The sequence below is a fragment of the Umezakia ovalisporum Ak1311 genome, assembly GCF_029891685.1.
Classification (GTDB): Bacteria; Cyanobacteriota; Cyanobacteriia; order Cyanobacteriales; family Nostocaceae; genus Umezakia; species Umezakia ovalisporum.
Map to the genome: position 1 here is coordinate 1 of NZ_JANQDJ010000011.1, position 25,654 is coordinate 25,654.

At 40.4% G+C, this 25,654-nt stretch carries 23 protein-coding genes; 12 read left to right on the forward strand and 11 right to left on the reverse strand.

Annotation, left to right across the window (positions count from 1 at the left end):
• The first annotated feature begins 311 nt into the window (after positions 1-311).
• The 5 genes from NWP25_RS02000 (at position 312) to purH (ending at position 4,853) form a co-directional block, all read left to right on the forward strand.
• Positions 312-1,118 carry a creatininase family protein gene (locus NWP25_RS02000; RefSeq protein WP_280649934.1) on the forward strand — a complete coding sequence of 269 codons (807 nt, stop codon included), beginning with the start codon at positions 312-314 and terminating at the stop codon, positions 1,116-1,118.
• A 195-nt stretch (positions 1,119-1,313) separates the two neighbouring features.
• Positions 1,314-1,817 carry a 2TM domain-containing protein gene (locus tag NWP25_RS02005; protein ID WP_280649933.1) on the forward strand — a complete coding sequence of 168 codons (504 nt, stop codon included), beginning with the start codon at positions 1,314-1,316 and terminating at the stop codon, positions 1,815-1,817.
• A 52-nt stretch (positions 1,818-1,869) separates the two neighbouring features.
• Positions 1,870-2,004: a hypothetical protein gene (locus NWP25_RS02010; RefSeq protein WP_280649932.1), complete on the forward strand. Its 135-nt coding sequence runs from the start codon at positions 1,870-1,872 to the stop codon at positions 2,002-2,004.
• A gap of 120 nt (positions 2,005-2,124) precedes the next feature.
• The gene (locus tag NWP25_RS02015; RefSeq protein ID WP_280649931.1) at positions 2,125-3,132 is read left to right on the forward strand and encodes an SDR family oxidoreductase; all 1,008 of its coding nucleotides are present in this window, start codon (positions 2,125-2,127) and stop codon (positions 3,130-3,132) included.
• 155 nt (positions 3,133-3,287) lie between these two features.
• Positions 3,288-4,853 carry a bifunctional phosphoribosylaminoimidazolecarboxamide formyltransferase/IMP cyclohydrolase gene (gene purH, locus NWP25_RS02020; RefSeq protein WP_280698789.1) on the forward strand — a complete coding sequence of 522 codons (1,566 nt, stop codon included), beginning with the start codon at positions 3,288-3,290 and terminating at the stop codon, positions 4,851-4,853.
• A 251-nt stretch (positions 4,854-5,104) separates the two neighbouring features.
• Here the strand turns inward: purH and NWP25_RS02025 are convergent, their stop codons facing one another.
• A complete protein-coding gene (locus tag NWP25_RS02025) occupies positions 5,105-5,797 on the reverse strand; it encodes a manganese catalase family protein (protein ID WP_280656277.1) in 693 nt (230 codons plus the stop codon).
• A gap of 531 nt (positions 5,798-6,328) precedes the next feature.
• Positions 6,329-7,711, reverse strand: a complete 1,383-nt coding sequence (hemN, locus tag NWP25_RS02030; protein ID WP_280656281.1) for an oxygen-independent coproporphyrinogen III oxidase — start codon at positions 7,709-7,711, stop codon at positions 6,329-6,331.
• Between the two features lie 493 nt (positions 7,712-8,204).
• On the opposite strand from hemN, the gene acsF reads away from it, so the two are divergent.
• Positions 8,205-9,281, forward strand: coding sequence for a magnesium-protoporphyrin IX monomethyl ester (oxidative) cyclase (gene acsF / locus NWP25_RS02035; RefSeq protein ID WP_280649927.1), 1,077 nt, complete (start codon positions 8,205-8,207; stop codon positions 9,279-9,281).
• Positions 9,282-9,454: 173 nt separating this feature from the next.
• Positions 9,455-11,728, forward strand: a complete 2,274-nt coding sequence (locus NWP25_RS02040; RefSeq protein ID WP_280698791.1) for a cation:proton antiporter domain-containing protein — start codon at positions 9,455-9,457, stop codon at positions 11,726-11,728.
• 24 nt (positions 11,729-11,752) lie between these two features.
• On the opposite strand, the gene NWP25_RS02045 is transcribed toward NWP25_RS02040, so the two are convergent.
• Positions 11,753-11,968 (reverse strand): Hfq-related RNA-binding protein, encoded by a 216-nt coding sequence (locus NWP25_RS02045; protein WP_280698793.1) that lies wholly within the window; start codon positions 11,966-11,968, stop codon positions 11,753-11,755.
• 178 nt (positions 11,969-12,146) lie between these two features.
• On the opposite strand from NWP25_RS02045, the gene dapF reads away from it, so the two are divergent.
• A complete protein-coding gene (gene dapF, locus NWP25_RS02050) occupies positions 12,147-12,986 on the forward strand; it encodes a diaminopimelate epimerase (protein WP_280649925.1) in 840 nt (279 codons plus the stop codon).
• 103 nt (positions 12,987-13,089) lie between these two features.
• On the forward strand, positions 13,090-13,998 hold the full coding sequence (locus NWP25_RS02055) for a hypothetical protein (protein ID WP_280649924.1): 909 nt from the start codon (positions 13,090-13,092) through the stop codon (positions 13,996-13,998).
• Between the two features lie 121 nt (positions 13,999-14,119).
• Here NWP25_RS02055 and ychF read toward each other — a convergent pair whose 3' ends face one another.
• The 5 genes from ychF to NWP25_RS02080 all read right to left on the reverse strand — a co-directional run bounded on the left by ychF (position 14,120) and on the right by NWP25_RS02080 (position 19,082).
• Positions 14,120-15,211 (reverse strand): redox-regulated ATPase YchF, encoded by a 1,092-nt coding sequence (ychF, locus tag NWP25_RS02060; RefSeq protein WP_280656229.1) that lies wholly within the window; start codon positions 15,209-15,211, stop codon positions 14,120-14,122.
• A 35-nt stretch (positions 15,212-15,246) separates the two neighbouring features.
• A complete protein-coding gene (locus NWP25_RS02065; RefSeq protein WP_280649922.1) occupies positions 15,247-15,420 on the reverse strand; it encodes a hypothetical protein in 174 nt (57 codons plus the stop codon).
• 293 nt (positions 15,421-15,713) lie between these two features.
• Positions 15,714-17,513 carry a UDP-galactopyranose mutase gene (glf, locus tag NWP25_RS02070; RefSeq protein WP_280687962.1) on the reverse strand — a complete coding sequence of 600 codons (1,800 nt, stop codon included), beginning with the start codon at positions 17,511-17,513 and terminating at the stop codon, positions 15,714-15,716.
• A gap of 215 nt (positions 17,514-17,728) precedes the next feature.
• Positions 17,729-18,559, reverse strand: coding sequence for a glycosyltransferase family 2 protein (locus NWP25_RS02075; protein WP_280698795.1), 831 nt, complete (start codon positions 18,557-18,559; stop codon positions 17,729-17,731).
• 337 nt (positions 18,560-18,896) lie between these two features.
• Positions 18,897-19,082, reverse strand: coding sequence for a hypothetical protein (locus NWP25_RS02080; RefSeq protein WP_280649919.1), 186 nt, complete (start codon positions 19,080-19,082; stop codon positions 18,897-18,899).
• Between the two features lie 158 nt (positions 19,083-19,240).
• Between NWP25_RS02080 and uvsE the strand changes: the two genes are divergently transcribed.
• Both uvsE and NWP25_RS02090 read left to right on the forward strand, forming a co-directional pair.
• Positions 19,241-20,188, forward strand: coding sequence for a UV DNA damage repair endonuclease UvsE (uvsE, locus tag NWP25_RS02085; protein WP_280649918.1), 948 nt, complete (start codon positions 19,241-19,243; stop codon positions 20,186-20,188).
• Between the two features lie 47 nt (positions 20,189-20,235).
• A complete protein-coding gene (locus NWP25_RS02090) occupies positions 20,236-21,855 on the forward strand; it encodes an Hsp70 family protein (RefSeq protein WP_280698796.1) in 1,620 nt (539 codons plus the stop codon).
• Here the strand turns inward: NWP25_RS02090 and NWP25_RS02095 are convergent.
• Positions 21,847-22,752 (reverse strand): S66 peptidase family protein, encoded by a 906-nt coding sequence (locus tag NWP25_RS02095; RefSeq protein WP_280656225.1) that lies wholly within the window; start codon positions 22,750-22,752, stop codon positions 21,847-21,849. The genes NWP25_RS02090 and NWP25_RS02095 overlap by 9 nt on opposite strands.
• 103 nt (positions 22,753-22,855) lie before the next feature.
• Between NWP25_RS02095 and NWP25_RS02100 the strand changes: the two genes are divergently transcribed.
• On the forward strand, positions 22,856-23,311 hold the full coding sequence (locus NWP25_RS02100; protein ID WP_280649915.1) for a DUF2141 domain-containing protein: 456 nt from the start codon (positions 22,856-22,858) through the stop codon (positions 23,309-23,311).
• On the opposite strand, the gene NWP25_RS02105 is transcribed toward NWP25_RS02100, so the two are convergent.
• Complete coding sequence (locus NWP25_RS02105; RefSeq protein ID WP_280698798.1) at positions 23,306-24,142, reverse strand: HEAT repeat domain-containing protein; 837 nt, start codon at positions 24,140-24,142, stop codon at positions 23,306-23,308. The two genes, NWP25_RS02100 and NWP25_RS02105, sit on opposite strands and share 6 nt — an antisense overlap.
• 334 nt (positions 24,143-24,476) lie before the next feature.
• The gene (locus tag NWP25_RS02110; protein WP_280649913.1) at positions 24,477-25,439 is read right to left on the reverse strand and encodes a DMT family transporter; all 963 of its coding nucleotides are present in this window, start codon (positions 25,437-25,439) and stop codon (positions 24,477-24,479) included.
• Positions 25,440-25,654 lie beyond the last annotated feature (215 nt).

A 25,654-nucleotide genomic window follows, 5' to 3' on the forward strand; every position in this document is an offset into this window, starting at 1 on the left:
CTACCTTCAAGCTTGTATGTGTCAACAAATCAGTTATGTTCATTGGATGGAAGATATTATGAGATGTTGACATTTTCACCTTTGATAGGACTACTATATCTAACTATGTAAAGTTTTGTAACGACATTCAACATTTCTGACGTTATAAGCAATATAACATAGGAATTCGCCTTCATCTGGATAAAAATTAAGATTATTTGGCACAAATGACCGTTCTTCCTCAGAAGTGAGAAATTGATTTACTCAACCAGAGGTACTTTCACGCAAGGTTTCATCAGCCGTTACAATGACAATGAGGAGATAGTAGTAATATGCATAGCTTTATTCCCCCAGAACGGTTTTTTCCCTACTTGACTTGGACTGATGTCCAGGCTATGCCGGATAAAGAAAATGTGGTGATTATTCAAACAGTCGGAGCCATCGAACAGCATGGCCCTCATTTACCTCTGATTGTTGACGCTGCTATTAGTGTAGGAGTTCTGGGAGAAGCCTTAAAAAAATTAGATGCGCGTATTCCCGCCTATGCTTTACCTCCCCTGTACTATGGTAAGTCTAATGAACATTGGCACTTTCCCGGAACGATTACCTTGAGCACCGAAACTCTGACAGCAATCATGATGGAAGTGGGTGAAAGTATTTACCGTGCTGGGTTTAGAAAACTAGTGCTAATGAACTCCCACGGGGGACAACCCCAAGTTATGCAAATGGCTGCAAGAGATTTGCACGTTAAGTATGATGATTTTTTAGTATTTCCCTTGTTTACTTGGCGTGTTCCTCATATCACAAAAGAATTATTAACACCTAAGGAAGCAACCCAAGGAATGCACGCCGGAGATGCAGAAACTAGCATTATGCTGGCGATGTTGCCAGAACTGGTCAAAATGGATAAAGCTGTGGCTGAGTATCCACCAGAACAGATACAAAGCACTTTACTAAGTTTAGAAGGTAAGTTACCTGTATCTTGGGTAACACGAGATGTTAGCAAAAGTGGAGTAATTGGCGACGCAACCACCGCAACCAAGGAAAAAGGCCATCGCATCCTAGAATCTGTATCTGATGGTTGGGTGCGAGCCATTCAAGATATCTACGCTTTCCGTCAACCCCAACCCCAATCATAATCGACAATGGCAATGGGAAATTTTACATTGGCGTGAGTGTTCAATCACCTGAAAGGCAGATAACTAATACCCCATGCTTGTTTCTAGATTTGTTAATCTAAGGATAGTACAAACATTATTAATAACACCCTGGCTAAATTGCACAGCTACCAAGGGGCAAAATTTTACTAAAGGTCACACCCAGAGATAATAGTTATGACGGCATTTGAACCTCACAGTCTTCGTTCTTATAGCCAAGACGATGTACAGCGAATTCTCCAATTAGCCATTGCTCATCAAGCTAACAACGATGATCAGGAATTTTCCTATGAGCAACTTTTGGAAATTGCTAGAGAGTTAAATATATCACCCGATGTACTAAGTCAAGCAGAAAATGACTGGCGATCGCAACACAGCGAAATGCAACAGAGACAAGCTTTTAATTCCTACCGCATAGCAAAATTTCAGAAACGTGTTGGCAATTATGCCATCATTAACAGTTTTTTAATGGTAGTGGATTTAATCGGCGGCGGCGGTCTTACTTGGTCATTGTATTTTTTAGTATTTTGCGGATTAACATTAGGGCTAGATATTTGGAATACCTTTCAAACTAAAGGCGAAGAATACGAAATGGCTTTTCAAAAGTGGCATCGCAAACATCAAATCAAGCAAACTATTAACACCGTTCTGAACAAGTGGTTTAAAGCATTGCAAATTTAGCAAGTTGAAAGCAAAATTTTGCCGACATAGTTATCATAATTATTGATAATTAATGACTAAGTTTGTGGTTTGTATTGAGAGTATCAACTATGCCAATCGTGGTAACTGGTTTATCTTTGATAAGGCTATTACCTTCAAGGGCGATGGCGGGAAACTGCGCCGTCAGATTTCTGAGCTAATTAAATAATAATTAATTACTTTCTCAAAAATCCCCAACGGAAATCTACCTTGTGCTTAAGTCCCACGCAAGATGTCTAGATCAATTATCCAGCTTATTGATAAAAACAGAGGGTAGGGATAATTAACTATGCAACTCAAGCCAATTAATCAGCAGGTAGTAGCCATCGTTGGGGCTTCTAGTGGTATCGGTAGAGAAACAGCACTCAAGTTTGCCCAAGGCGGTGCAAAGGTAGTAGTTTCCGCACGCAGTGAACCAGGACTAAAGTCTTTAGTTACAGAAATCCGCAGTTTGGGCGGTGAGGCGATCTATACTATTGCCGATGTGAGTAATTTTCAGCAAGTTAAAGCCATCGCAGACAAAACTGTGGCAGAATATGGACACTTGGATACTTGGGTTCACACTGCGGCTACGGGTATCATTGCTCCTTTTGAGAACATTACACCAGAAGAGTTTAAACGAGTTGTGGATGTCACCTTAATGGGACAGGTGTATGGTGCTATGGCTGCACTACCATATCTCAAACAAGAGGGACGGGGTTCATTAATTCATATTTCTTCCATGGAAGGTAGGCGCAGTTTACCACTACAAAGCCCTTATTCCGCAGCTAAACATGGTTTAGAAGGTTTCCTGGAAGCCTTGCGTCTGGAGTTGCAACACGAAAAATTACCAATCAATGTTACATCTATCTTGCCTTCCACCATCAACACACCCTACTACAATAAAATTCGCACCAAGTTAGGGGTGAAACCAACGGGAATACCACCCTATTATCAACCGAGTTTAGTGACTAATGCCATTCTTTATGTTGCTGAACATCCCATGCGGGATTTTGTAGTTGGGGATGCAGGCAAAGTTTTAGATGTGTTGCAACGCATTTCACCAGAATTAGTAGATGCAATTTTACTAGCGATCGCTTTTCCAGGTCAACATACCAACGAGCCGAAATCACAGGACGCACCACATAATGTTTTTACTCCCATTCCTGGCTATGACAAAATTGAGGGAGATTTTAGAAACTTGACAATACCCAGTTTCTTAGATTGGTGGGATATGAATCCGAAACTCAAATGGGGGGCTGTGGCGCTGGGGGTTTTAGGTGTAGCAGCATTTCTCGGTGGGTGGACTAGCGATTAATTAACGAACCACAGACCCCCTTATCCTCACAAATAACTTTTTCAGCAAGCCCTAAATATCAGCCCATTAGTTCGTGCTTTAGTCTTGAAGTTAACCCAGCCTTATGTAAAACTGAGGATCTTTCGCTTCCCAGAGAACATTTGAGGAACTACAACATGGCGCGTCTAGCACTGCTGAGTGTATCTAACAAAACTGGTATAGTTGACCTAGCCCGTCGCTTGGTCGAAGAATTTAACTTCGATTTAATCAGCAGTGGGGGAACCGCCCAAACTCTTAAGAATGCGGGGCTACCTGTGACCAAAGTCGCTGATTACACAGGTTCACCTGAAATTTTAGGTGGTAGAGTGAAAACTCTACATCCCCGGATTCATGGCGGAATTTTAGCCCGACGGGATCTTCCCCAACACTTAACAGATTTAGAAAATAATCAAATTCGCCCCATTGATTTAGTGGTAGTCAATCTTTATCCCTTTCAAGAGACTATTGCTAAACCTGGGGTGACATTATCTGAGGCTGTGGAACAAATTGATATTGGTGGCCCGGCCATGTTACGGGCTGCATCGAAAAATTTCCCCCACGTGACTGTATTATGTGATCCGGCAGACTATGAGACATATTTACAGGAATTGGGGCAAAATAACAGCACTACATCCCTGGAGTTTCGCCAAAAATGTGCTTTAAAAGGTTTTTCTCACACGGCTAGTTATGACCAAGCCATTGCAGCTTACCTCAGCCAACAATCTCAAGATACCCTACCCCAGCAATACAACCTTTCTGGACAGCAATTGCAATCTCTGCGTTACGGTGAAAACCCTCATCAACCAGCTGCTTGGTATCAAACTGGTACTACTCCCACGGGATGGGCTGCTGCGATAAAATTACAAGGTAAGGAACTGAGTTACAACAACTTAGTTGATTTAGAAGCCGCCCGCCGTATTATTGCCGAGTTTACTGATACCCCAGCCGCAACAATCATTAAACACACAAACCCTTGCGGTGTGGCTGTAGGAAGCACCCTTGTAAAAGCATACCAAAAAGCTTTTAACGCTGATCCTGTTTCTGCCTTTGGTGGAATTGTTGCACTGAATCGGCCTATTGATGCAGCCACAGCCCAGGAGTTAACCAAGACATTTTTAGAATGTGTTGTTGCACCTGGTTGTGAAATTGAAGCCCAAGAAATTCTCGCGGCAAAATCTAAACTGCGGATTTTAACATTAGCAGATTTGAGTAATGGCCCCAAGGATACAGTCAAAGCAATTGTGCAAAGGGCAGTAACTAAGGCAATCGCTGGCGGTTTTCTCGTCCAAGCTGCTGATGATACCATGACTGATACCACTGCATGGCAAGTAGTTACCGAAGGTCAACCCACCCCTGACCAGTTAGCCGAGTTACTGTTTGCTTGGAAAGTTTGTAAACACGTCAAATCTAATGCCATTGTGATTACAAACGATCAAACTACCCTCGGTGTGGGTGCAGGTCAAATGAATCGCGTTGGTTCAGTGAAAATTGCCTTAGAACAGGCAGGCGCAAAAGCCCAAGGTGCAGTTCTCGCCAGTGATGGATTTTTCCCCTTCGATGACTCTGTCAGAACAGCCGCAGATGCTGGTATTACTGCCATTATCCAACCAGGGGGAAGTCTGCGTGACCAAGATTCCATCAACGCCGCCAATGAATTAGGATTAGTGATGGTGTTAACTGGTATGCGCCATTTTCTACACTAAATTTTGCCAGTTAAACCTGTGACACTTCAATAACTGTCACATATTACACTTGGTTTGTAACTAAACAGAAGTATCCTCTAGTGGTGTGTGAGGAGCAAGTTAAAAATAAAAAGTGCCTGGGGTGGAAACACGGCAACACTCCCAGGCACTTTTTAGTATGCTTCTAAAAATTTTACAGAAACTAAAATTGCTCGTCAGTCTCTTGACTAATTTCCAAACAGCGCTCATCAGCAGCCAGTTGAAGCTGTAACTTAAGATTTCCTTTCCAGCGGGTTAGGAATGTATCTGAATACCGGATCAGAATTCCAAGGACCACGCTCATCTTTGCCATCGCCATTTGTAGATAAATTGTAATAAATATCAACCGTTTCATCAGGCTGAATATTACCAAACAGTGGGTCTGTTAGTTTACCCAATGAATCAAGAGCTTTCATAAACATCTGAGTATGAGAAACTTCTCGTGTTAAGAGATGAACCAAAGTATTTTTAGTTCCTTGATCTGTGGCCACCTTAATTAGTTCTTCGTAAGTTTGACGTGCGCCAGCTTCAGCCGCAATATTAGCTCTCAAATCCCGCACCACGTCTCCGCCTTCATTTAAGTAATTTGCTGTCCAAGCATTTCCTTGACTATCAAGAAAGTGAGGACCCATACCTCTAACGGCGAAGAGAGTGCTTTTGTATGCTTCTGTTTGATCCATATTCTTGGTGTGGGCTTCAATCAGTTTACCAACCATTTCTAGGTGGCTAAATTCCTCTATAGCAATGTCTTGGAGCATATCTCTAATGCCAGCATTTTCCACATGAAATGATTGCACCCAATATTGCAAAGCTGCCGATAGTTCCCCCGTAGCTCCACCAAACTGCTCAAGCAACAATTGAGCAAAATGAGGGTTAGCCTCAAATACATTTACAGCATGAATAGGCTCTTTTTTGTGGTAAAACATAATCCACCCCTTAAGGCATTTTCATCAAAAATAATCCCTTAGTAGCCAGAAATGTTGACTGTTGACTGTCCAAGTTGTGCGTCAGTGATACAAAATTTGAGCAATTAATGACTCTATTCTTAATAGACAATGAACTTTATCTGGGTAAAACGCAAAAATTGTAAATTTTTATTGCAGGATTCAACACTTCTGCTTAGTAGCATATAGCAAACTGCTGTTAGCAAAGCTATTAGGAATCAAAACCTTCTGCACATATTTGAATTGTCTGTCCAATAAATTCTTATCTTTCAACTCCCTAACATTGCCCAAGCAGTAATATTCATAAACTTCTTCTAAAATCTGAACTGTCTTTAAATTAGCGATTCTTATTTACCATTATTTCTACCAGAGGAAAGAGTTATTAAAATCAAAAGTTAGAGAACTTTTATGGAATTTTATGAAATTTTAATTTAGAGCAAATTTGTTCAGCTTACACTTTATTTATATTAAGCGAGCCCTAGGTAGGGGCAATTATGAATTGCCCTTAATTTATCAAATTGCTCTGGAAAATCGCCGCTCTTTAGTATTTTGATAATTATCAAATATGACAGCGATATTTCTCACTAGTAACCGACCTATATCTGTGACCTGAATTTGGTTACTTGATATATCAACGAGTTGATCCGCTGCGGGTATTTCTAATGCCTTTAGCTCATGGCTAAAATAATCATCGAAACAAATGTGATATTTATCTTCAATATCTTGCTTATTCAGATAAAAGTGAGACATAATCGACATGATCACATCCCTCCTAATTATGTCGTCTTGACTCAGTTTAATACCTTTACTAATGGGTAAAACATCCGCCGCCATCGCCTGATAATAATCCTTTAATTGCTTGTGGTTCTGCACATAAGCATCATTTAGCATACTGATAGATGTAGCACCAAAACCTAATAGCTCTGTTCCACGGTGGGTGGTGTATCCCTGAAAGTTGCGCTGGAGGGTCCGATTGTGTTGAGCGAGGGCTAGTTCATCATTCTGTTTGGCAAAATGATCCATACCAATAAATAGGTAGTTGTTACTCGTCAGTTCCTCAATAGTCATCTTGAGAATTTCTAACTTTTCCTGCGGTTGAGGTAATGCTGCTTGAGGAATATTTTTTTGTGCTGGCTTCATCCAAGGTACATAGGCGAAGTTAAAAACAACAATTCGATTAGGGTCTAATTTAATAGTCTTTGTTACTGTTTCTTGAAATGTCTGGAGAGTTTGATGAGGTAAACCATAAATTAGGTCTACATTCACACTGTCAAATTTAGCTCCTTTAATCCAACTCATCACATTAAACAGATGTTCTTCTGTCTGGAGGCGATTTACAGCTACTTGTACTTGGTAGTTAAAATCCTGAATACCAAAACTAATACGGTTAAACCCTACTTCACGCAGAAATAAAATATAGTCTTGATCAACGTAGGTGGGATTAATCTCAATGGAAATTTCGGCTTGTGGTTGGATATTAAAGTTTTCAGTAATGTGTTTCCATAACAATTTGACTTGAGCGTGATTTAAATAGTTTGGTGTACCACCGCCCCAATGAATTTGTACTACTTTTCTCTCTGGATCAATCAAGGTTGCCATATTCTTGATTTCTTGCACCAAATTTTCTAAGTAAGGTTTGGCAATATTCTTGTTTTGAGATATTACTGTATTACAGCCGCAGAAGTAGCAAGCGGTCTGACAAAAGGGGATATGGAAATATAAAGACAGAGGTGATTTTCGGCAGTTAGAAGCGGCCATCGCACCGTGAAAATCAGTTACAGTAAATTCTGAGTTCAACTCTGTAGCGGGGGGATAACTCGTGTATCTGGGTGCAGGAGTATCGTATTTTTTGATCATATCCAGATCAAATTTAATACCAGGCAAGACAAAAACCATCAAAACCTCCAAGAAACTGCGATCATCCCGCCTCATGCAGCGCGGCGGAAATCAAACTGCCAATCAATTTGTAAGATTGCCTCCGGCACTGGGCTTCGCGCAATCTGGGTATTATCCAGTGTAGAGAGTAGCGGCACTGCATAATGTGTTGATTCCAACCAAACAGCTTAATTGAATTGGTCTGAAATGATCGGATTTTTTGGCTTCGACTTCCTCTCACAAAATCATTTAACTATCAATATTTGTATAACCATAAAATTATTAAGATTTCTTTATATTTTTCTCGTTTTCAATGGACACATTTAGCAACTGACTTAAGAGAAAGTTTGTTAATAAATAGTCTTTTTAATTCTGTGAATCTCCAGAAAATAAGCATTACCAATTGGTAGTCAAGGTTATTTATCGAAAATCGCTTTTCAATAATTTAACTGATGTATTAATAGCAAAATTCATGCTTATATAACAATGAAAACTCAAACATGAAAGCAGTCTCATGGTTAAGTCTCTCGAAACTTCCGACCCTAAATTACTCAAGCCAGGTATTAAAGCACCTGTTCAGGAAACATTGTTAACACCTCGGTTTTACACCACTGATTTTGAAGCGGTAGCAAATTTAGATATTTCGGCGAATGAGACTGAGTTGCTAGCGGTTGTGGAAGAGTTACGTGCTGACTATAATCGCCATCATTTTGTGCGCGACCAAGAATTTCAGCAAAGTTGGGAGCATGTTGATGAAGAAAAACGTCGCACTTTTATTGACTTTTTAGAGCGTTCATGCACTTCAGAATTTTCTGGGTTTCTGCTGTTTAAAGAATTATCCCGCCGACTCAAAGAAAAAAATCCCCTTTTGGCTGATGCCTTTAATTATATGGCCAGGGATGAAGCACGCCACGCGGGATTTCTGAATAAATCTATGGCAGATTTCAATCTGTCTCTGGACTTAAGCTATTTAACCAAACATCGGACATATACCTTTTTCCCCCCAGAGTGGGTAATTTACACAGTCTATCTATCGGAGAAAATTGGTTACTGGCGGTATATCTTAGTGCATCGCCACATGCAGGAACATCCTGAATACCAATTTTATCCACTCTTCCGCAAATTTGAAAGTTGGTGTCAAGATGAAAATCGACACGGAGATTTCTTTAAAGCACTACTGCGATCGCAACCAAAATTATGGAACAATTGGAGAGCGCGGTTGTGGGTGCGGTTCTTTTTGCTGACTGTATTTGTCACCCATACCATCACAGTATTTGAACGGGCAACATTTTATGAAGCCATTGGTATACATCCACGCAAATACAATAACAGAGTAATTCAGGAGACAAATAATACCTCAGCACGAGCATTTCCCCTAATTTTGAATACTAATCACCCGGCGTTTTTCTGGCGACTAGAGCAGTGTTTCATTAATACTCAGAGACTGACAGAGATTAAGGAAAGTAGTCGTCCTGGATTTGTCAAGTTCTGGCAAAAAATACCCCCCTTTTGTGGAATTATTTACCAGATGTTGCGCCTATACTGGATTAAACCTATTGATGCCGAATCAACCCGGGGAAAAGTTCATTAAACCGAAACTGCTGCAAACGGCGAGCAACTCAGATCAGTCCGGGATCTTGATATCCCGGACCTATGGGACTTTGTTTTTCTACATCTAGTAAAAAATCATTACCCCTCACCCCCTCTCAGATATAAAAACTTTGTATCCTAAATGCAATAGACTTTATATTCTTTGCAAAATTTGTGCCAGAAGACTTTAGACTAATCGTTGATTTAGTTTCAGTTCTCGCAGTCGCCGCCTGTGGTGGACTGTTGGCTTCACTTTTACGCCAACCTGTACTGCTAGGCTATCTCATAGGCGGGATGATTGTGGGGCCAGCCGGACTAGGAGTAATTAAAGAAGTTATTCAAGTAGAAACTCTAGCTCAGTTCGGAGTCGCCTTTTTGTTATTTGCCTTGGGTGTGGAATTTTCCTTTGCAGAATTAAACAAAGTTAAAGCCATCGCTTTGGGTGGTGGTGGCTTACAAATTGCCTTAACGATTCTGTTCACAGTGGTGGTCTGTGGAATCATGGGAGCTTGGGACGACTTACCCGCTAAAGGTGTATTTTTGGGGTCAATTTTATCTTTATCTTCCACCGCAGTTGTTCTCAAGTGCTTAATGGAGCGCAACGAAACAGAAACCCCCCACGGACAAGTGATGCTGGGGATATTAGTAGTGCAAGACTTAGCACTGGGATTAATGATTGCTATATTACCAGCCCTGAATCAACCAGCAGAAACCATTGGTATGGCAGTGCTGACAGCCGCATTAAGGCTGGCTTTATTTGCTGGAGGTGCAGTAGTAGCGGGGATTTGGCTGATACCGCCTTTGTTGCGAATCGTCGCCCGCACTGAAAGCCGAGAATTGTTTCTATTAGGGGTGGTAACGCTGTGTTTAGGTATTGCTCTGCTAACAGAACACTTAGGACTCTCTATTGAGATGGGGGCGTTTGTCGCTGGCTTAATGATTTCAGAAGTGGAATATGCCGACCAAGCCCTCAGTTATGTAGAACCAGTACGAGATATTTTTGCAAGTTTATTTTTTGCCGCCATTGGGATGTTAATTGACCCGGTGTTTTTGTGGAATAATCTGGAATTGATTTTGGTATTAGTAGCACTGGTATTCCTCGGTAAGTTTTTAATTATCACGCCTTTAGTCACTGTATTTCGCTACCCGTTGAAAACAGCCTTAATTGCTGGGTTAGGATTAGCGCAAATTGGTGAATTTTCCTTTGTGCTTGCCAGTGAGGGGCAGGCTTTAGGATTAGTTTCTCGGCGAGTATATTTGCTGATTTTAGGAACCACAGCAGTTACACTCATGCTCACTCCGTTTGTGTTGCGATTAGTACCATTTTTATTTAATTGTGCCGAATCAATGCCCTGGCTGCAACCATATTTAGAAGAAGTTTATCCGCGTGATGTCTCAGACAATGTACCCTCAAAAAGTCATGTCGTCGTCTGCGGCTATGGGCGAGTAGGCAAGAATTTGGTCAAGTTGTTACAAAAACATAATTTACCTGTGGTAGTCATTGACCAATCAGAAAGAAGAATACAGCAATTGCGAGATGAGGGAGTGCCTTATGTCTATGGTAATTGTGTGAGTTTTCACGTTCTAGAAACAGCTGGTGTCAACAATGCCAAAGGAATGGCCATCGCACTTCCCGACCCCATGAGTACCCGTCTGACCCTTAAACGGGCTCTAGAATTATGTCCTGAATTAGATTTGGTTGTCCGCGCCACCCAAAATAAAGATATTGAAGTGCTTTATCAACTGGGAGCGAAGGAAGTAGTGCAACCAGAATTTGAAGCTAGCTTGGAAATGGCCAACCATTTATTAACCAGCTTAGGGTTTTTATCGTTTATGGTGCAACAAGAAATGCAGCAAATTCGCAACGATCATTATTTAGCATTACGACCAGAGCAAACTCCATTAGAAGTGTCCCGTGATTTGCAGCAAGTCACTCGTAATTTAAATCGTCGTTGGTATAGCCTACCATCTAATTCACCCCTGATTGACATGAGTTTAGCAGAAGCAGATATCCGCTACTTAACAGGGGCAAGTTTAATGGCTATTCGCCGTGCTAACGGAGAAGAAATAGATTATCCCAGTGCTCAAACTAAATTAGAAGAAGGCGATCGCTTGTTGGTAGTGGGAGCATCTCAGGAAATAGCAGCTTTAGAAGACTTGGCTCAGGGAAAAGTGGCTGTTCCGGGAACAAATAACGCTTGTCAGTGGGTTACAGTTCATCCTGATTCTTCTGTTCTAAGTATGACTATTGTAGATTTAGGTCTTCACCAAGAATCTGAAGTACAAGTGCAAGGGATACGGCGAGATGGTAAGTTTATTCCCAGTCCTGATCACAAGACAGATTTCCGAGTTGGTGACCAAGTGCTGTTATGCGGTAAAGTGCTGAGTTTAAATCAAGTACAACCATTGTTTACTAACAGCAAAAAACTAATCACGAAATTTTATTGAGAACTGAGTCATGAGGATGTTTGATTATTTGGGCTGTAAGTACGCCATCGCCTGTTTCCAAATAGTGATTTCCTGATTTTCCTCCTTTACAATACAAACACAGTGGTGATCTTGCCAGCAAGCTCCACCTGGGAGCAAATCACCGGTTAGCAGTTTCCACTCTACTACTGTTTTTTCTCTAATCAGTTTTTGTACTTGCCCAATGGTAGGTAATAAGCCATCAAATTTGGTTATAGTCATTTTTCGTAATGATGGAAGAATTAAGAAACTGCATAATTTTAGATTTTGGATTTTGGATTGAAGTACAACCTAAAATTGCAAATCCAAATTTTAAAATAGATTGACTGGGGACTCGGAATGAGGTTTCCTCATACCCCATACTCAACGCTCTAATCATTCGTAATTCATCATCGGAACAATGGCAATTGAATTTACTAAGTATCATGGTTTGGGGAACGACTTTATTTTAGTTGACAATCGCTCGTCATCATCACCCATATTGACTCCAGAGCAAGGAGTTCAGTTGTGCGATCGCCATTTTGGTATCGGTGCTGATGGTGTAATTTTTGCCCTACCTGGAGAAAATGGTGCTGACTATACTATGCGGATTTTTAATTCCGATGGTTCAGAACCGGAAATGTGTGGTAATGGTATTCGCTGTTTAGCAAGATTTTTGGCAGATTTAGAAGGCGAATCCAGAAACCAAGACTCATATCGCATTCATACTTTAGCAGGTGCAATTACACCTCAACTCATGGCTGATGGTCAAGTGAAGGTGGATATGGGTATACCAAGATTGCTAGCTGGGGAAATTCCCACAACCTTGGTTGCTGCTCAGACAAAAGTGATTAATCAACCCTTAGAAGTAGCAGGTAAAACTTGGGAAGTTACCTGTGTCAGCATGGGCAACCCCCACTGTATCACCTTTGTGGAAAATGTCGCCGCCATTAATTTAGAAAATGTCGGCACACAATTTGAACATCACCCATCCTTTCCCCAACGCACAAACACAGAATTTATTCAAGTCGTCAGTGGCGACTATTTGAAGATGCGGGTATGGGAACGTGGCGCAGGTATTACATTAGCTTGTGGTACAGGTGCTTGTGCTTCCTTAGTCGCTGGGGTCTTAACTGGACAATGCGATCGCACAGCCACAGTAGAATTACCTGGAGGTTGTTTGCAAATTGAATGGTCAGAAATCGACCAACGAATTTACATGACAGGCCCAGCTCAACGGGTATTTACAGGTCAAGTTTAACAGCTTATAGTGAGGGTTCTCAGCCCTCATGGTCATATTAGTACCTTAATGCCATGGACTGACTTTGATATGATTGAGCATCGACAGATATATTTTTGAAACCATGCCTCAATCTGTGGGATTATTCCTCACTCTAGTGGTCTTCAGTACATGTTTACTTGTATCCCAGCCAACTTGGGCGCGAGATTGGCAACCAGTTCGTGGTGGTGTTTTGTTTGGTATCAGTGGTATGGCTTTAGTAGAACAGCAAAGTCATACTCTAAATTTTTTGATCGTTCATGATAACAAACAAAGTAACCAAGGTCGTCTAGCTATAATTAGTATTCATAATTACGAGCAAGCCCAGTATTTACCAGTAGAATGGACAACTCATACACCATTACCTGTTGACCTAGAAGCCATCACAGCTGTTCCGGGGAAAAACAATACTGATTTTATCGCTTTAACCAGTTTTGGCAAAGCTTATTATCTGCAATTAGATGCTGGCAAAAAAACTGTTGCAGCTATAGGACAATTTAACTTACCACCACTACCCAAAGGCAGTAACTTAGAAGCATTTGCTTTGCAAAATATAGATGATAAATTAGTTGCTATGTGGGCGCATCGAGGCGCAGGAGCGGAGCCTGCAATTGTTTATTGGGGAATTTTGGATTTAGTTAAATATCAAATTACTCTTGCAGGTTCAAGCTCATTGCAAGTACCATTTCCTTCTGAGAATGTGCGTCATATCTCCGATCTGAAAATAGACCCCACAGGAGTTGTGTATATCACCTCCGCCAGTGATGCTGGAGATGATGGGCCTTTCCAATCAGCTGTATATATCGCCGGTTCCTTGGGATTTAATAGTAACAAAATAATCTGGCGACAGAATTCTGAATTTATACCTCTCCACCGTTCTCATTACCGCAAAATTGAAGCAATAGAACTTGTTTCCGGGGCAAAGGGTGGTGTGGTTCTAGGTACAGATGATGAAAACTTGGGTTCCTATGTGTACATAATGGGGGAAAAGTGAATTAAAGATCAACAGTTAAAAACACATAATTGTCAATTCTAAATTTTCCCTCAATAGTTATTTTATCTACTGTAAGTAGATAAAGGTGGGCAAGATACCAAGCCCACAAAAATTGCTTTAACTATACGTTAAACCGGAATAACATTACATCGCCTTCTTGCACAATATATTCTTTACCTTCACTGCGAACTAAGCCTTTTTCCTTCGCCGCAGTCATGGAACCATGTGCCACCAAATCTTCATAAGCAATAGTTTCAGCGCGAATAAATCCCCGTTCAAAATCAGAGTGAATCACCCCAGCAGCTTGGGGTGCAGACATTCCAGCACTAATTGTCCAAGCCCGGGTTTCTTTGGAGCCAGAAGTAAAATATGTCCGCAAGCCCAAAAGAGCATAAGTAGCACGAATCAAAGATTTTAAACCACCTTCTTGTACACCTAAAGATGCCAAAAAATCAGCTTTATCTGTTTCTGGTAATTCCACCAATTCCGCTTCCACTTGCGCTGAAACAACGACAACTTGGGCATTTTCCCTAGCCGCAACTTGTCGGACTTGTTCAACATATTCATTACCAGTTGCTAATTCATCTTCAGACACATTAGCAGCATAGATAATTGGTTTATTTGTCAGTAGTTCTAACCCCTGAATAATTTCCGCTTCTTCTTGAGTTAAACTCACCTGACGGACAGATTTACCTTCATTTAAAGCAGCAGATAACTTTTCTAAAACCGTGATTTCAAATTGTGCATCTTTGCTGGTACGTGCTAGTTTGCGAGTACGTTCAACTCGCCGTTCAATTTGCGCCAAATCGGATAAACCCAATTCTAAATTAATGATTTCAATATCTCGTACCGGGTCAATGGAACCCGCTACGTGGATAATGTCGTCATTTTCAAAGCAGCGCACCACATGGACAATTGCATCAACTTGGCGGATGTGGGACAAAAATTGATTACCTAGTCCCTCTCCTTGGCTTGCACCTTTAACCAAGCCAGCGATATCTACAAACTCAACACGTGCTGGTATAACTTGTGCAGAACTGGAAATTTTAGCCAGAACATTTAAGCGCTCGTCCGGTACTGAGACAACGCCCACATTCGGTTCAATCGTGCAGAAAGGAAAGTTAGCTGCTTCCGCCTTGGCGTTAGCAACCACAGCATTAAATAAAGTAGATTTTCCGACGTTGGGAAGTCCGACAATTCCGGCTCTTAGCATTTTCGATTTGAGATTTTGTGAAGTACAAAGTCAATTTAAACAGGTTCAGGTATGGTTTGGGGCACTTTACCAGAAAGGGTTTGAGGAATGGGCGCTGGTACTGGTTCTGGTGCTGGTTTGGGAATTGGTGGTTCCGGTACAGAGATAGCAGTGGGATAAATCACGTTAGCTCTAATTCCATTATTGGACTTTCCCAGGCTAGATGACAACTTTAATTGGTGACATCTGTCTGACTAACCATTTAGTGATAATTTACTACACATTAAGTTTATATACCCCAGGTTCTCGTTTGGGGGTGGAACGTGATGAGTATGTCAATCATCCCTTTTTCAAGGGGGGGTAAGAACGGATAAATATTACAGACAATTGGATCTAGGCGAGATCCACAAGAGCGGGGAGGATACTTACCCCACAAGATTTATAATCTTAACAACTATACTTCATTTACTTGTAAAGTGCTGTAACAGCATTAGTCAAGTATGATTTGTGATTTTTGAACTGCCTAAAAAGCCTTGCCTACTGGCATGGAGATGATTTTTTGATATGTAGAGAGAGCTTGAGCCACGCATTCATCCATGTTGTAATATTTATAATTCGCTAACCGTCCTACAAAATAAACCCCTACCATAGCGTCTGCCATGGTTTTGTATTTCTTATAAATTTCATTATTTTCAGGAAGTGGTACAGGGTAATAAGGGTCTCCTTCTACCTGGGGAAACTCATAAACAATGCTAGTTTTGTTGTGTTCCTGTCCAGTTAAATACTTAAATTCTGTCACACGACTGTACAGATGTTCATTGGGATACTTGATGACTGGCGCTGGTTGAAACACAGAGGTGTTATGTGTCCTGTGTTGAAATTTAATTGATCTGTAGGGTAATTTACCATAGCGATAATCGAAAAATTCATCAATCGCCCCTGTGTAAACCATTTCACGCCAAGGTATCACCTGCTCTATTTCCCGGTAATCGGTGTTTAGCATCACCTTAATCTTCGGATGATCTAACATCTTCTCGAACATCGGAGTAAAACCATGCAAAGGCATTGCTTGGTAAGTGTCAGTAAAATATCGGTTATCGCGGTTGATACGGGTAGAAACTTTGCAAATAAATGATTTATCCAATTCCAAAGGGTCGAGTCCCCATTGCTTGCGAATGTAACCTTGGAAGAATTTTTGATACAGTTCCTTACCAACTTTGCTGACTATCAGATCCTCTAAGGTGCAAATGTATTCTTTAGGTTCAGTAATGCATTTGAAAAACTCCTCCGCCTCAAATGAATTGAGGTTCATACCGTAGAGTTTGTTGATGGTATCCAGGTTAATGGGAATAGGGAACAGGTGTCCATCTACGCTAGTGAGGACGCGATGTTGGTAATATCGCCACTGAGTAAACTGTGAAAGGTATTCAAAAACTTGTTGGGAATTAGTGTGAAAGATGTGGGGGCCGTATTTGTGTATGAGAATGCCATGATGGTCATAATGATCGTAAGCATTGCCACCAATGTGATTACGCTTGTCCACAACTAACACTCTTTTGCCACACTGACTAGCGAGACGTTCGGCAATAACACTACCAGAAAATCCCGCACCGACAATTAAGTAGTCAAATAGCAAATCTGTAATCACAACTTTGTTTCGTGCTTTGTAACCCAGCATTGCTTTATGGTGACTATTTGTGCCTTCCTGATGGCGAGTGGCAATGGCAAAGTCTATCAGCTTCATTATTGTCATCCAAGTGCGATTGCAATCGCCGCTACTAGGAAACGCATAGATATTGGGGTGCTGATGTACCTGAATTGCTTGGCCACTTTGTTCACTAATAAACACCAAGTCTGCTAGAGAGAAAATTTTTCTCTCGTATTCTTGGAGTGCAGAAGGTATGCTTTTAATCGTGGGTAATTCATCCATGCAATCGTATATAATTGCCTGGGGTTGCAAGTTACTGGTAAAAGCGATTGCCTTTGATGTACAGTACCAGCAAATGTAATTCTCAATATTATTCTCTAGCAAAAAAGCATTGATTAATGTTTGTAAATCTGCATTTATATTCTCCTCACTCAGCCCTTTTGACAGAGATGGAATTACAACCACTAACCCACTCTTATCTTGGCTAATATCTAACCGCCCTATCAGTTGATTAGTAAATATTACCTCTTCGATAAAAAATACTCGCCTTTGTGAAGTACAACGACTTAAAATGTGTTTTAGTCTGGGGTGAACACAATTCCAACGCAAATTAGACAGGCAAACTATGTCTGGTGTTTCGGGTTTCAAGGTAGTAAAATTACTATCAATTTCCATATTTTCTTGAGATACTTGGTATGTTTTGAACGTAACTTTACACAAAGTTAAAGGCAAGATTTACGTTGAAATTTGCTCATTTATACCTCAGTGGCGATTGCGCCCAGGGCAGTGTCGGAGGCAATCGCTTGCAACAGGTAATTTCGCAGTTATAATTGGGGACTTTGGCAATATATCTGCCACATCTGTTTGATAGTTTTGACAACTACCTTTTTCTATAAAAAATCTGGCCTGTACTTTTGCCAATAATAAAAATTGCATTCATAGTCATAATTAATCAAATGCCAAAGTTCGCAATCAGGGCAATCATACCAAATAATTGAACTCGGATTAACAGCAATAATCCAACCAGCTTTTTTAACTCGCAAGCACAAATCAATATCACCAGAGTGAAGAAAATAATCTTTTAACACTCCAACGTGATTGACAATTTTATGGCGTAATAGTAGTGATTTATTTCCGCAACTATCTACCTGAATATAAGGCTTACTTTTGAGTATTCCCTCACTTACGACATTCTTCTGGTTGCCAAATTTTATTTTTGATTCTGGTTTATAATTATTAATTAATCTACCAAATTCTTCAATAGTTTTAGGTTCTTGTATTTGATAAACCTGAGAACTCACCAAACCAACTTCATCATTTTCTTGTAAAGTTGTAATTAGTGTATTTAGAGCTAAAGGGTCTAGACGGACATCATCATTTAGGAGCCAAATGTAATCATATCTGAGTTTACTAACAAATCGTAAACCATAATAAAAACAGCCAGAATTACCTAAATATTTACCTGTTTGCAAAACCTGAATATGAGCAAAGTCAAACTTTTGTAAATGAGCTTGATTCAGAAACTCCCAAGTATTCCCTACAATATATATATGAATTTCTGTCTTATATAATTTCTGTTTGTAAATACCTTCTAACAGCACAAGCAGAGAATTTAATTTATGATGAGTGTGAACAATAACTGCAACCTTCATAATATGCTTTCGAGAAATGTTCGTTTGTACTTGCGATTGAGCTAAAAACCCTGAAAAGTAAGATTTCACTTTTGCAAATCCCCTAAACAACTATTTTAATTGTCGATAATTTTCAACCAAGTAATGAACTTTGAACATACATTTTCAAAATGCAGAATCAAAGTACACATAGCTCAAAAATGTAACTTGTTGATTTTTTTTGCTCGTCTGTCTAAGGAATGATTAATTTGACTATTTTGAGTCGCTATAGGTAAAATATGCTACATAAAAGCATGTTTTGACAGCAAGTTAAAAATAGGGAATTTGCTGTCAAATTGCTGATAAGACAAGCATTACAGCACTAAATATGACTGAGTTCATAAGTCAAATTGAATAAGTCTGAAAATATCGCAAATTAAAAACCAGTTTAATTCAGTACAGTTTCTAGCGTCGTGCAAAACGAATATTCCCGTGACAGGCTTGGTGCAAGTAATCCAGATGAGATACTGCCAAATATTTCCTCTGGATACTTGACTAGAAACCTTACCTCGTAGTCAAATACGATAAAAGAGGTGATACTGAGTGGTACATAAAGCTGTTCTTGATTCTTCATAAGACTCACTACACCCTGGCCTGCCTCTCTGGAAACCAGTATCGTCAAGTAATTGCCAAAGTTAATGAGTGACAGATCTGAACTCATCCGTGAGGATAGACGAAAGTGAGTCGGGATTCTTTGAATGGCAAATAGTAAAAATTATTTAATTTCAGTTCATGACAGCAACCCAATATCAAAATCAACTTCATCCAAAACCAACACAAATAAACTCTCCACCATATCTAGGGCTGGTTTGTGTGACTATATCCAAAGAAGTACGCTTCCGCAGCATAACACGCTCCCGCTATTTAAAACTGTCTTTGAAGGAACGTGAAAGTGTTTTAAGGGAATTGTATCAAGATAACTTACAGCGTTTAGATACAGCACTATCTTTTTGTCACAAAAACAATATTCGGCTGTATCGCATGACTTCAGCTTTATTTCCTATGAGTGACATGGAAGAGGGAATAGGTGCTAATATATTAGAGGAGATGAGGGGAGAATTAAGTAAAATTGGTGAAAAGTCTGAAGCATTAGCAATCAGAATGGTATTGCACCCGGACCAATTTGTGGTGCTGAGTTCTGATTCTGCTGAAGTGGTACAAACAAGCATCAAAATTTTAGCACGACACGCCTACATACTAGATTTGTTGGGGTTACCCCGTTCTCCTTGGTCGTTAATGAATATTCACGGTGGCAAATCTCAACGCTCTGAACAACTAGTAAGGGTAATCTCGGAATTACCACCAGAAATTAAAAATCGTTTAACTCTAGAAAATGACGAATATGCCTACGGTTCTCCTGAAATTTTAGCTGTGTGTGAGCAGACCGGTATACCAATGGTGTTTGATGCTCATCACCAAGTTTGCTATGAAAATCTAGATAGCTACAATCACCCCAGCGTAGCATCTATGTTTTACGCTGCACAACAAACTTGGGCTAATCAAGGTTGGCAATTGGTTCATATTTCTAATGGTGAAACAGGGTTTAACCACAGAAAGCACAGTGATTTAATCACTGCTATGCCCCAAGTTTACTATCAAGCTCCTTGGATAGAAGTAGAGGCTAAATGCAAAGAAGAAGCGATCGCTCATTTGCGCTCTTGGTGGCTTATGAGAGAATAGTCTTATCAAAAACTTCTTTACCTTTTTACTAAAAAATACAAAAATATATGGCGATCGCGCAAAATTTAGTGCCAAAAGCAATGGCTATTGACTTTGGTACTAGCAACACTGTTATTGCTTGTTGGAACCCTAGCACTCAGCAGACTGAAACTTTAACCATACCTGGCTTATCAACCCAAACGCAGCCTAATCCTCCTCTTGTTCCTAGCTTGGTGTATATAGAAGAAGCGACACAAGGTTTATTTTTGATAGGACAAGAGGTGCGGGATAGAGGACTTGACTTAGAAGATGAAAAGAGATTCTTCCGCAACTTTAAACGAGGAATTGGTGCCGAAATTCAAGGGTTTTTACCGGAAATAGATGGAGAGGTTTTTACTTTTGAGCGGGTGGGAGAGGTATTCCTCAATAAAATAATTACCCAACTAGCACTAAGACAAAAAAATTTAGATTGTCTAATATTAACGGTTCCTGTGGACAGCTTTGAAGCCTATCGCCTCTGGTTGAGCAAAATTTGCCAAATTCTACCAGTAGACAAAATACAAATCCTAGATGAACCCACGGCTGCTGCTTTGGCTTATGGGTTGGCTGATAAGGAAATTCTCTTAGTTGTTGATTTTGGGGGTGGTACTCTGGATTTATCTTTAGTTCGCCTACATCAAAATGTGCAAGCTAAAAAGCCTCTAGGTTTTACCCTGAAGTGGGGTAATAAATCTTTGGCTGAAGAAGCTAGACAAAAACCTAAAACAGCTTGTGTTCTGGCTAAGGCGGGGCAAAATCTGGGAGGTTCTGATATTGATGCTTGGTTGGCTGATTATTTTGCTAAAACCCAAGACATAGCAGTAACTCCTTTAATTACGAGGTTAGCAGAACGAATTAAAATTCAGCTATCAACCCAAAACCAAGGTGCTGAAGTTTATTTTGATGATGAAAATTTTAGAACTTATCAATTAGAACTTAACTGTGAAACATTTGACAATATTCTCAATGAGCGGGGTTTTTTTGCTTGTCTGGATGAATGTATGACGAGTCTGCTACAGCAAGGGCGAAGACGGGGCGTGGATGTTGCTGACATTAATGCCGTTTTATTAGTAGGGGGGACGGCGCAATTACCTGGAGTGCAGAGATGGATTAAGGGGTATTTTGAGCCGGAAAAAATTCACTGTACAAATCCTTTTGAAGCTATCGCTCAAGGTGCGTTACAATTAGCCCAAGGGATGGAGGTTAATGATTTTCTCTATCATAGCTATGGTATCCGCTATTGGGATTATCGCAATGGCCGACACGGTTGGCATTCAATTATTAAGGCTGGACAGGTTTATCCCATGAGTGATAGTGTAGAGTTACTTCTGGGGGCATCTTCGCAGAATCAACCCAGTATTGAGCTGATTGTTGGTGAGTTGAGTACTTCCGCTAGCACTGAGGTTTACTTTGATGAGAATAACTTGGTTACTCGCTCTGTGCATTCTGGTGTGACTAGGGTTAAGCCTCTAAATGATAATTTGGGTGGGAGAATCATTGCTCGATTGAACCCTTTGGGATATCCCGGTAGCGATCGCGTTAGGGTTTCATTTCACGTGGATAAAGAACGTTTTTTACGAATCTCTGTCGAAGATTTGCTAACTAATGAGATTCTTTTGGAAAATCAACTAGTTGCTCAATTAGGTTAAATCAGCAATTTTCAAGATACCTTGGTTCCCGTTTAAAGTTGCTAATACTCCTACAGGTAAAGCTGCGTTATGGTTGCTATGACCAAAGGGTAGGTTGGAAACTATGGGAATTCCTAAATCACTTAGGCGGTCGTGGAGGACTTCTTCAACAGAGAAGCTAGGAACTTTTGGCGGAGCTTGGCAATTAGTAAAGTTTCCTAAAGCAATTCCACGAATTTTTGACATGGCTCCACTCAATCGCCACTGAGTTAGCATTCTGTCAATGCGGTATGGCGCTTCTGTTACATCCTCCCATGCTAGGATAACATTGTCTAAGGGTGGAATTATGGAAGTCCCCAAAAGATGAGTTGACACAGTAAGGTTACCCGGTAGTAATATTCCCGTTGCAACCCCACCCCCCCAACCAATTCCTTTAAGGGGAGGAATAGAGCGACCTTCCACCAAGTCGAACAGTCGCTGAATAGACCAATCATTTTCTGTGGCTAAGGTGGTCAGTACGGGAGCATGAATACTGGCTATGCCGGTGTTATAAAGACTCCACAATAAGGCTGTAATGTCAGAAAACCCAATGAGCCATTTTGGTAACGTTGATTTCAGATTCCAATTCCAATTTTCTAAGATGCGGGTGCTACCAAATCCTCCCCTGGTGCAGAGGATACCACGACAGTTTGGGTCTTGCCAAGCTGTGGCTAGTTGTTGGCGACGTATAAGGTCCTTTTCTGCTAAGTATCCCCAGTTGGTGGTTAATTCTGGAATAATCTCTATTTTATAACCACGCGATCGCCAAATTTCTAAACCTAGAGCTAGAGCTTCCGGTTCTTGTAATGCACCACTGGGGGCGATTACTTTTAATAGGTCACCGGGTTGCAAGAATGGTGGTAGTATCTTGGATGGCATAAATATTGTATTTGGGGGGCTAGGGTGCTGCAAATATGGGCTTATTACAATACGGGGCATTGCTAATGATAGAGTATTTTGCTTTTTGAGTGAAGGGTGTTTAATGAAGTTTTGGCAGAAAGGTTTGTTGTGGCTAGTCTTGGCAAATATGGGAACCTGTGCTCAGGTGTCTGTTGCTGCTGCAAGTTTCCGAGGTCGGCTAACGGTTGAGGTTGATGGGCTGAGAAATACGCAGGGACAAGTTTGTGTTAGTGTATTCTCTAGTAGTCAAGGTTTTCCCAATAACAGAAATCGGGTATTTAAAAGGCAGTGTAAGGTTGCTGAGAAATCATTGAGAGTGATTTTTGACAATTTGGAGGCTGGGAGCTACGCCGTTGCTGTTATGCATGACCAGAATAATGACGAAAGTCTGAATCGTAACCAGTTTGGTATGCCTATAGAAGGTTTTGGATTTTCTGGGAACCCGGAAGTTCGTACTAGTGCTCCTAAGTTTAAGGATGCTGCTTTTTTACTGGCGGGAGTAAATACGGTTATTCAAGTTAGGTTAAAGCATTTATAATTGATTTTCTTTTGGTAAAATCTGCTGATGGGGTATTGCTTGTATTCTGTTTATTTGGTTTAGGGCATATTTGGCTGTTTTTTGCACTTCAAGGTCGCTGTCTTCCAAGGACTTGGTTATTATCTGGGTTGTTTGAGTTATTATGTCATAAATGCGTGTGAGATCACGAATGGCGTTTTGTCTTACTTGTGGACTTTGGTCTTGCAATGAAATGACTAGGGCGCGGGTTATGGGTGTGAGGGCGCGATCGCTAATTTCCGATAAGGCTGCTAGGATTAAACTGCGTTGCTGAGAGTCTGCTTGAATCATTAAATCTAATAGCGGCTTAATTGCTTGTAGGTCGCTTTGCTGTCCTAGGCTCCAAATGGCTTTGCTTTGTTTGCGGTAGTCTCTACTGTGTAAATCACAAATAAGTTCGTTAACAATATCAATTTTGCTCAGAGCTAAGGTTTTTTCTGGGTTGATGAAATTGCTTTGCTTAGAGTTGGATAAATTTTCCAATTCTGGTAGGGTTTCCATTACTACGTTTTGGTGACTAGAGGTTTTAAGTTTCGTGGTTGTAGGTTTTTTCTGGAATTTGAGAGTAAATAGATTTAAATTGAACAAAAATCCACCAAAGCCTCCAACTCCTAGACCTAATAATAACCCCCAAGGAAATTGACTAATTTGAGTAACCTTGTCTTGTTGGTTAGACTGGGAAGAAGAAGATAAATTTTTATTTACCCAAGTTATTTGGGTTTTGAAGCTAGTAATACCACTATTTTTTGTAAAGTTTGGATTTTTTGAAACTTTTACAGCAGTTTGGGTGTAGTCTCCATATAATCTATCCATATCAGTATGATAGTATTTCAAGTTTTGTGGTTGAGTTTGGAAGAACTCTGACCGTACTTGAGGGCGAAGCTTCAGAATTTCAGTGCGTGTTGTGGGAAGCGCTGCTTGTATAGAATTTAGGTTGGGTGGTAGTTTATTTGGGTGATAAGGTAAAAGCAAGAGGCTAATAAAACAGGTAACCGGTCTGATTTTTGTCAAATTTGAAAAAGCGGCAGGGTTTTTCATGTTTTTTTAGATAAAACATTAAGGTTAGGTTCTAACATAACCCTGGAATGAATAAATGTTTATTACTAAAGTAATAAAAAAGACATTAGAGTTATTTATTTATAGAAGCTCATAAGATTGATGGTTGTTCCACAGTTACTTCATGATTTCGTGCTATGTTATGACGCTGGTTAATAAGATAAATGCTAGGTAAAATTAGTCCTACTCCTACCCACTGTAAAAAACTGAGGTTTTCAGAAAGGAAGATGTTGCCAAATAATAAGGCAAAGACGGGGGTAAGGAAGGTGAGGGAACTAAGATTTGTTAAGTTCCCTTTGGAAGCAAAATAAAAAAATAATCCGTAGGCGATGGCGCTCCCAAAAACCGTAGCATAACCTAAAGCTATCCATTCCCACCCAAGAAGATTTTCCCACTGCTGAGATTCTGTCACGTAAGAAGCCCCCCACAATGGCAATCCTCCTAAAATCATGTGCCATGCTGTAGCGGTTACAGGGTCTGCATATTTAGAGACAAATCGGATCATTACTGTTCCTATTGCCATAGAAAAAGCAGCTAAGAGCATCAACCATTCACCACTTGCAAATAAGTCTTGCCAATTGCCAATGGTTAGCACACTATCATGAAAAATCTGAAAAAACCACTCATCTGGCAAGCTAATTAAAGTGATACCCAAAACTCCTAGAAGTAAACCTAACCATCCCCATAAACCTATGTGTTCTTGAAAAAGCCACAGGCACAATAAAGCTACAATTAACGGTTGGGAGTCAATCATCACGGAGCCTAGTCCAGCTGTGGTTTTTTCTAGCCCTTCTGCCAAAAAGCTTTGAAATAGTGTAACGTCCATTAAAGCAAAACAAATAATCCACCACCATGCCAACCAACCCGTCGGTTGGGGTTTGCCCATAATTGCTGCTGTAATTAAAATTAATATACCCGCTGGAAGCGATCGCGTGCCCGCTAGAAATAGAGGTGCTGTGTGGGGTATGATTCCCTTCATAGCTACCATTGCCGTTCCCCAAAAAAAGAAAGGCGAGATTAAGGTTAAGGAAGTGAAGATAAGTTTGGCTTGCATAATTTCAGTTTTATAGGTTTTTTTTGATGTTTTTGTTTCATAAACATCAAAGTTACTCTACCTAATTTTACTGAATTACGCCTAATGTGAATTAGGAAAAAGGCGGGAGAAGTAAGAAGATGAAAGTTACCAGCTTTTCAAATCAGACTTCCCCCATGAATAGCATAGACCTAGGAACGTTAATTACAACAATCTTTGTACTGGTAGATGATTGG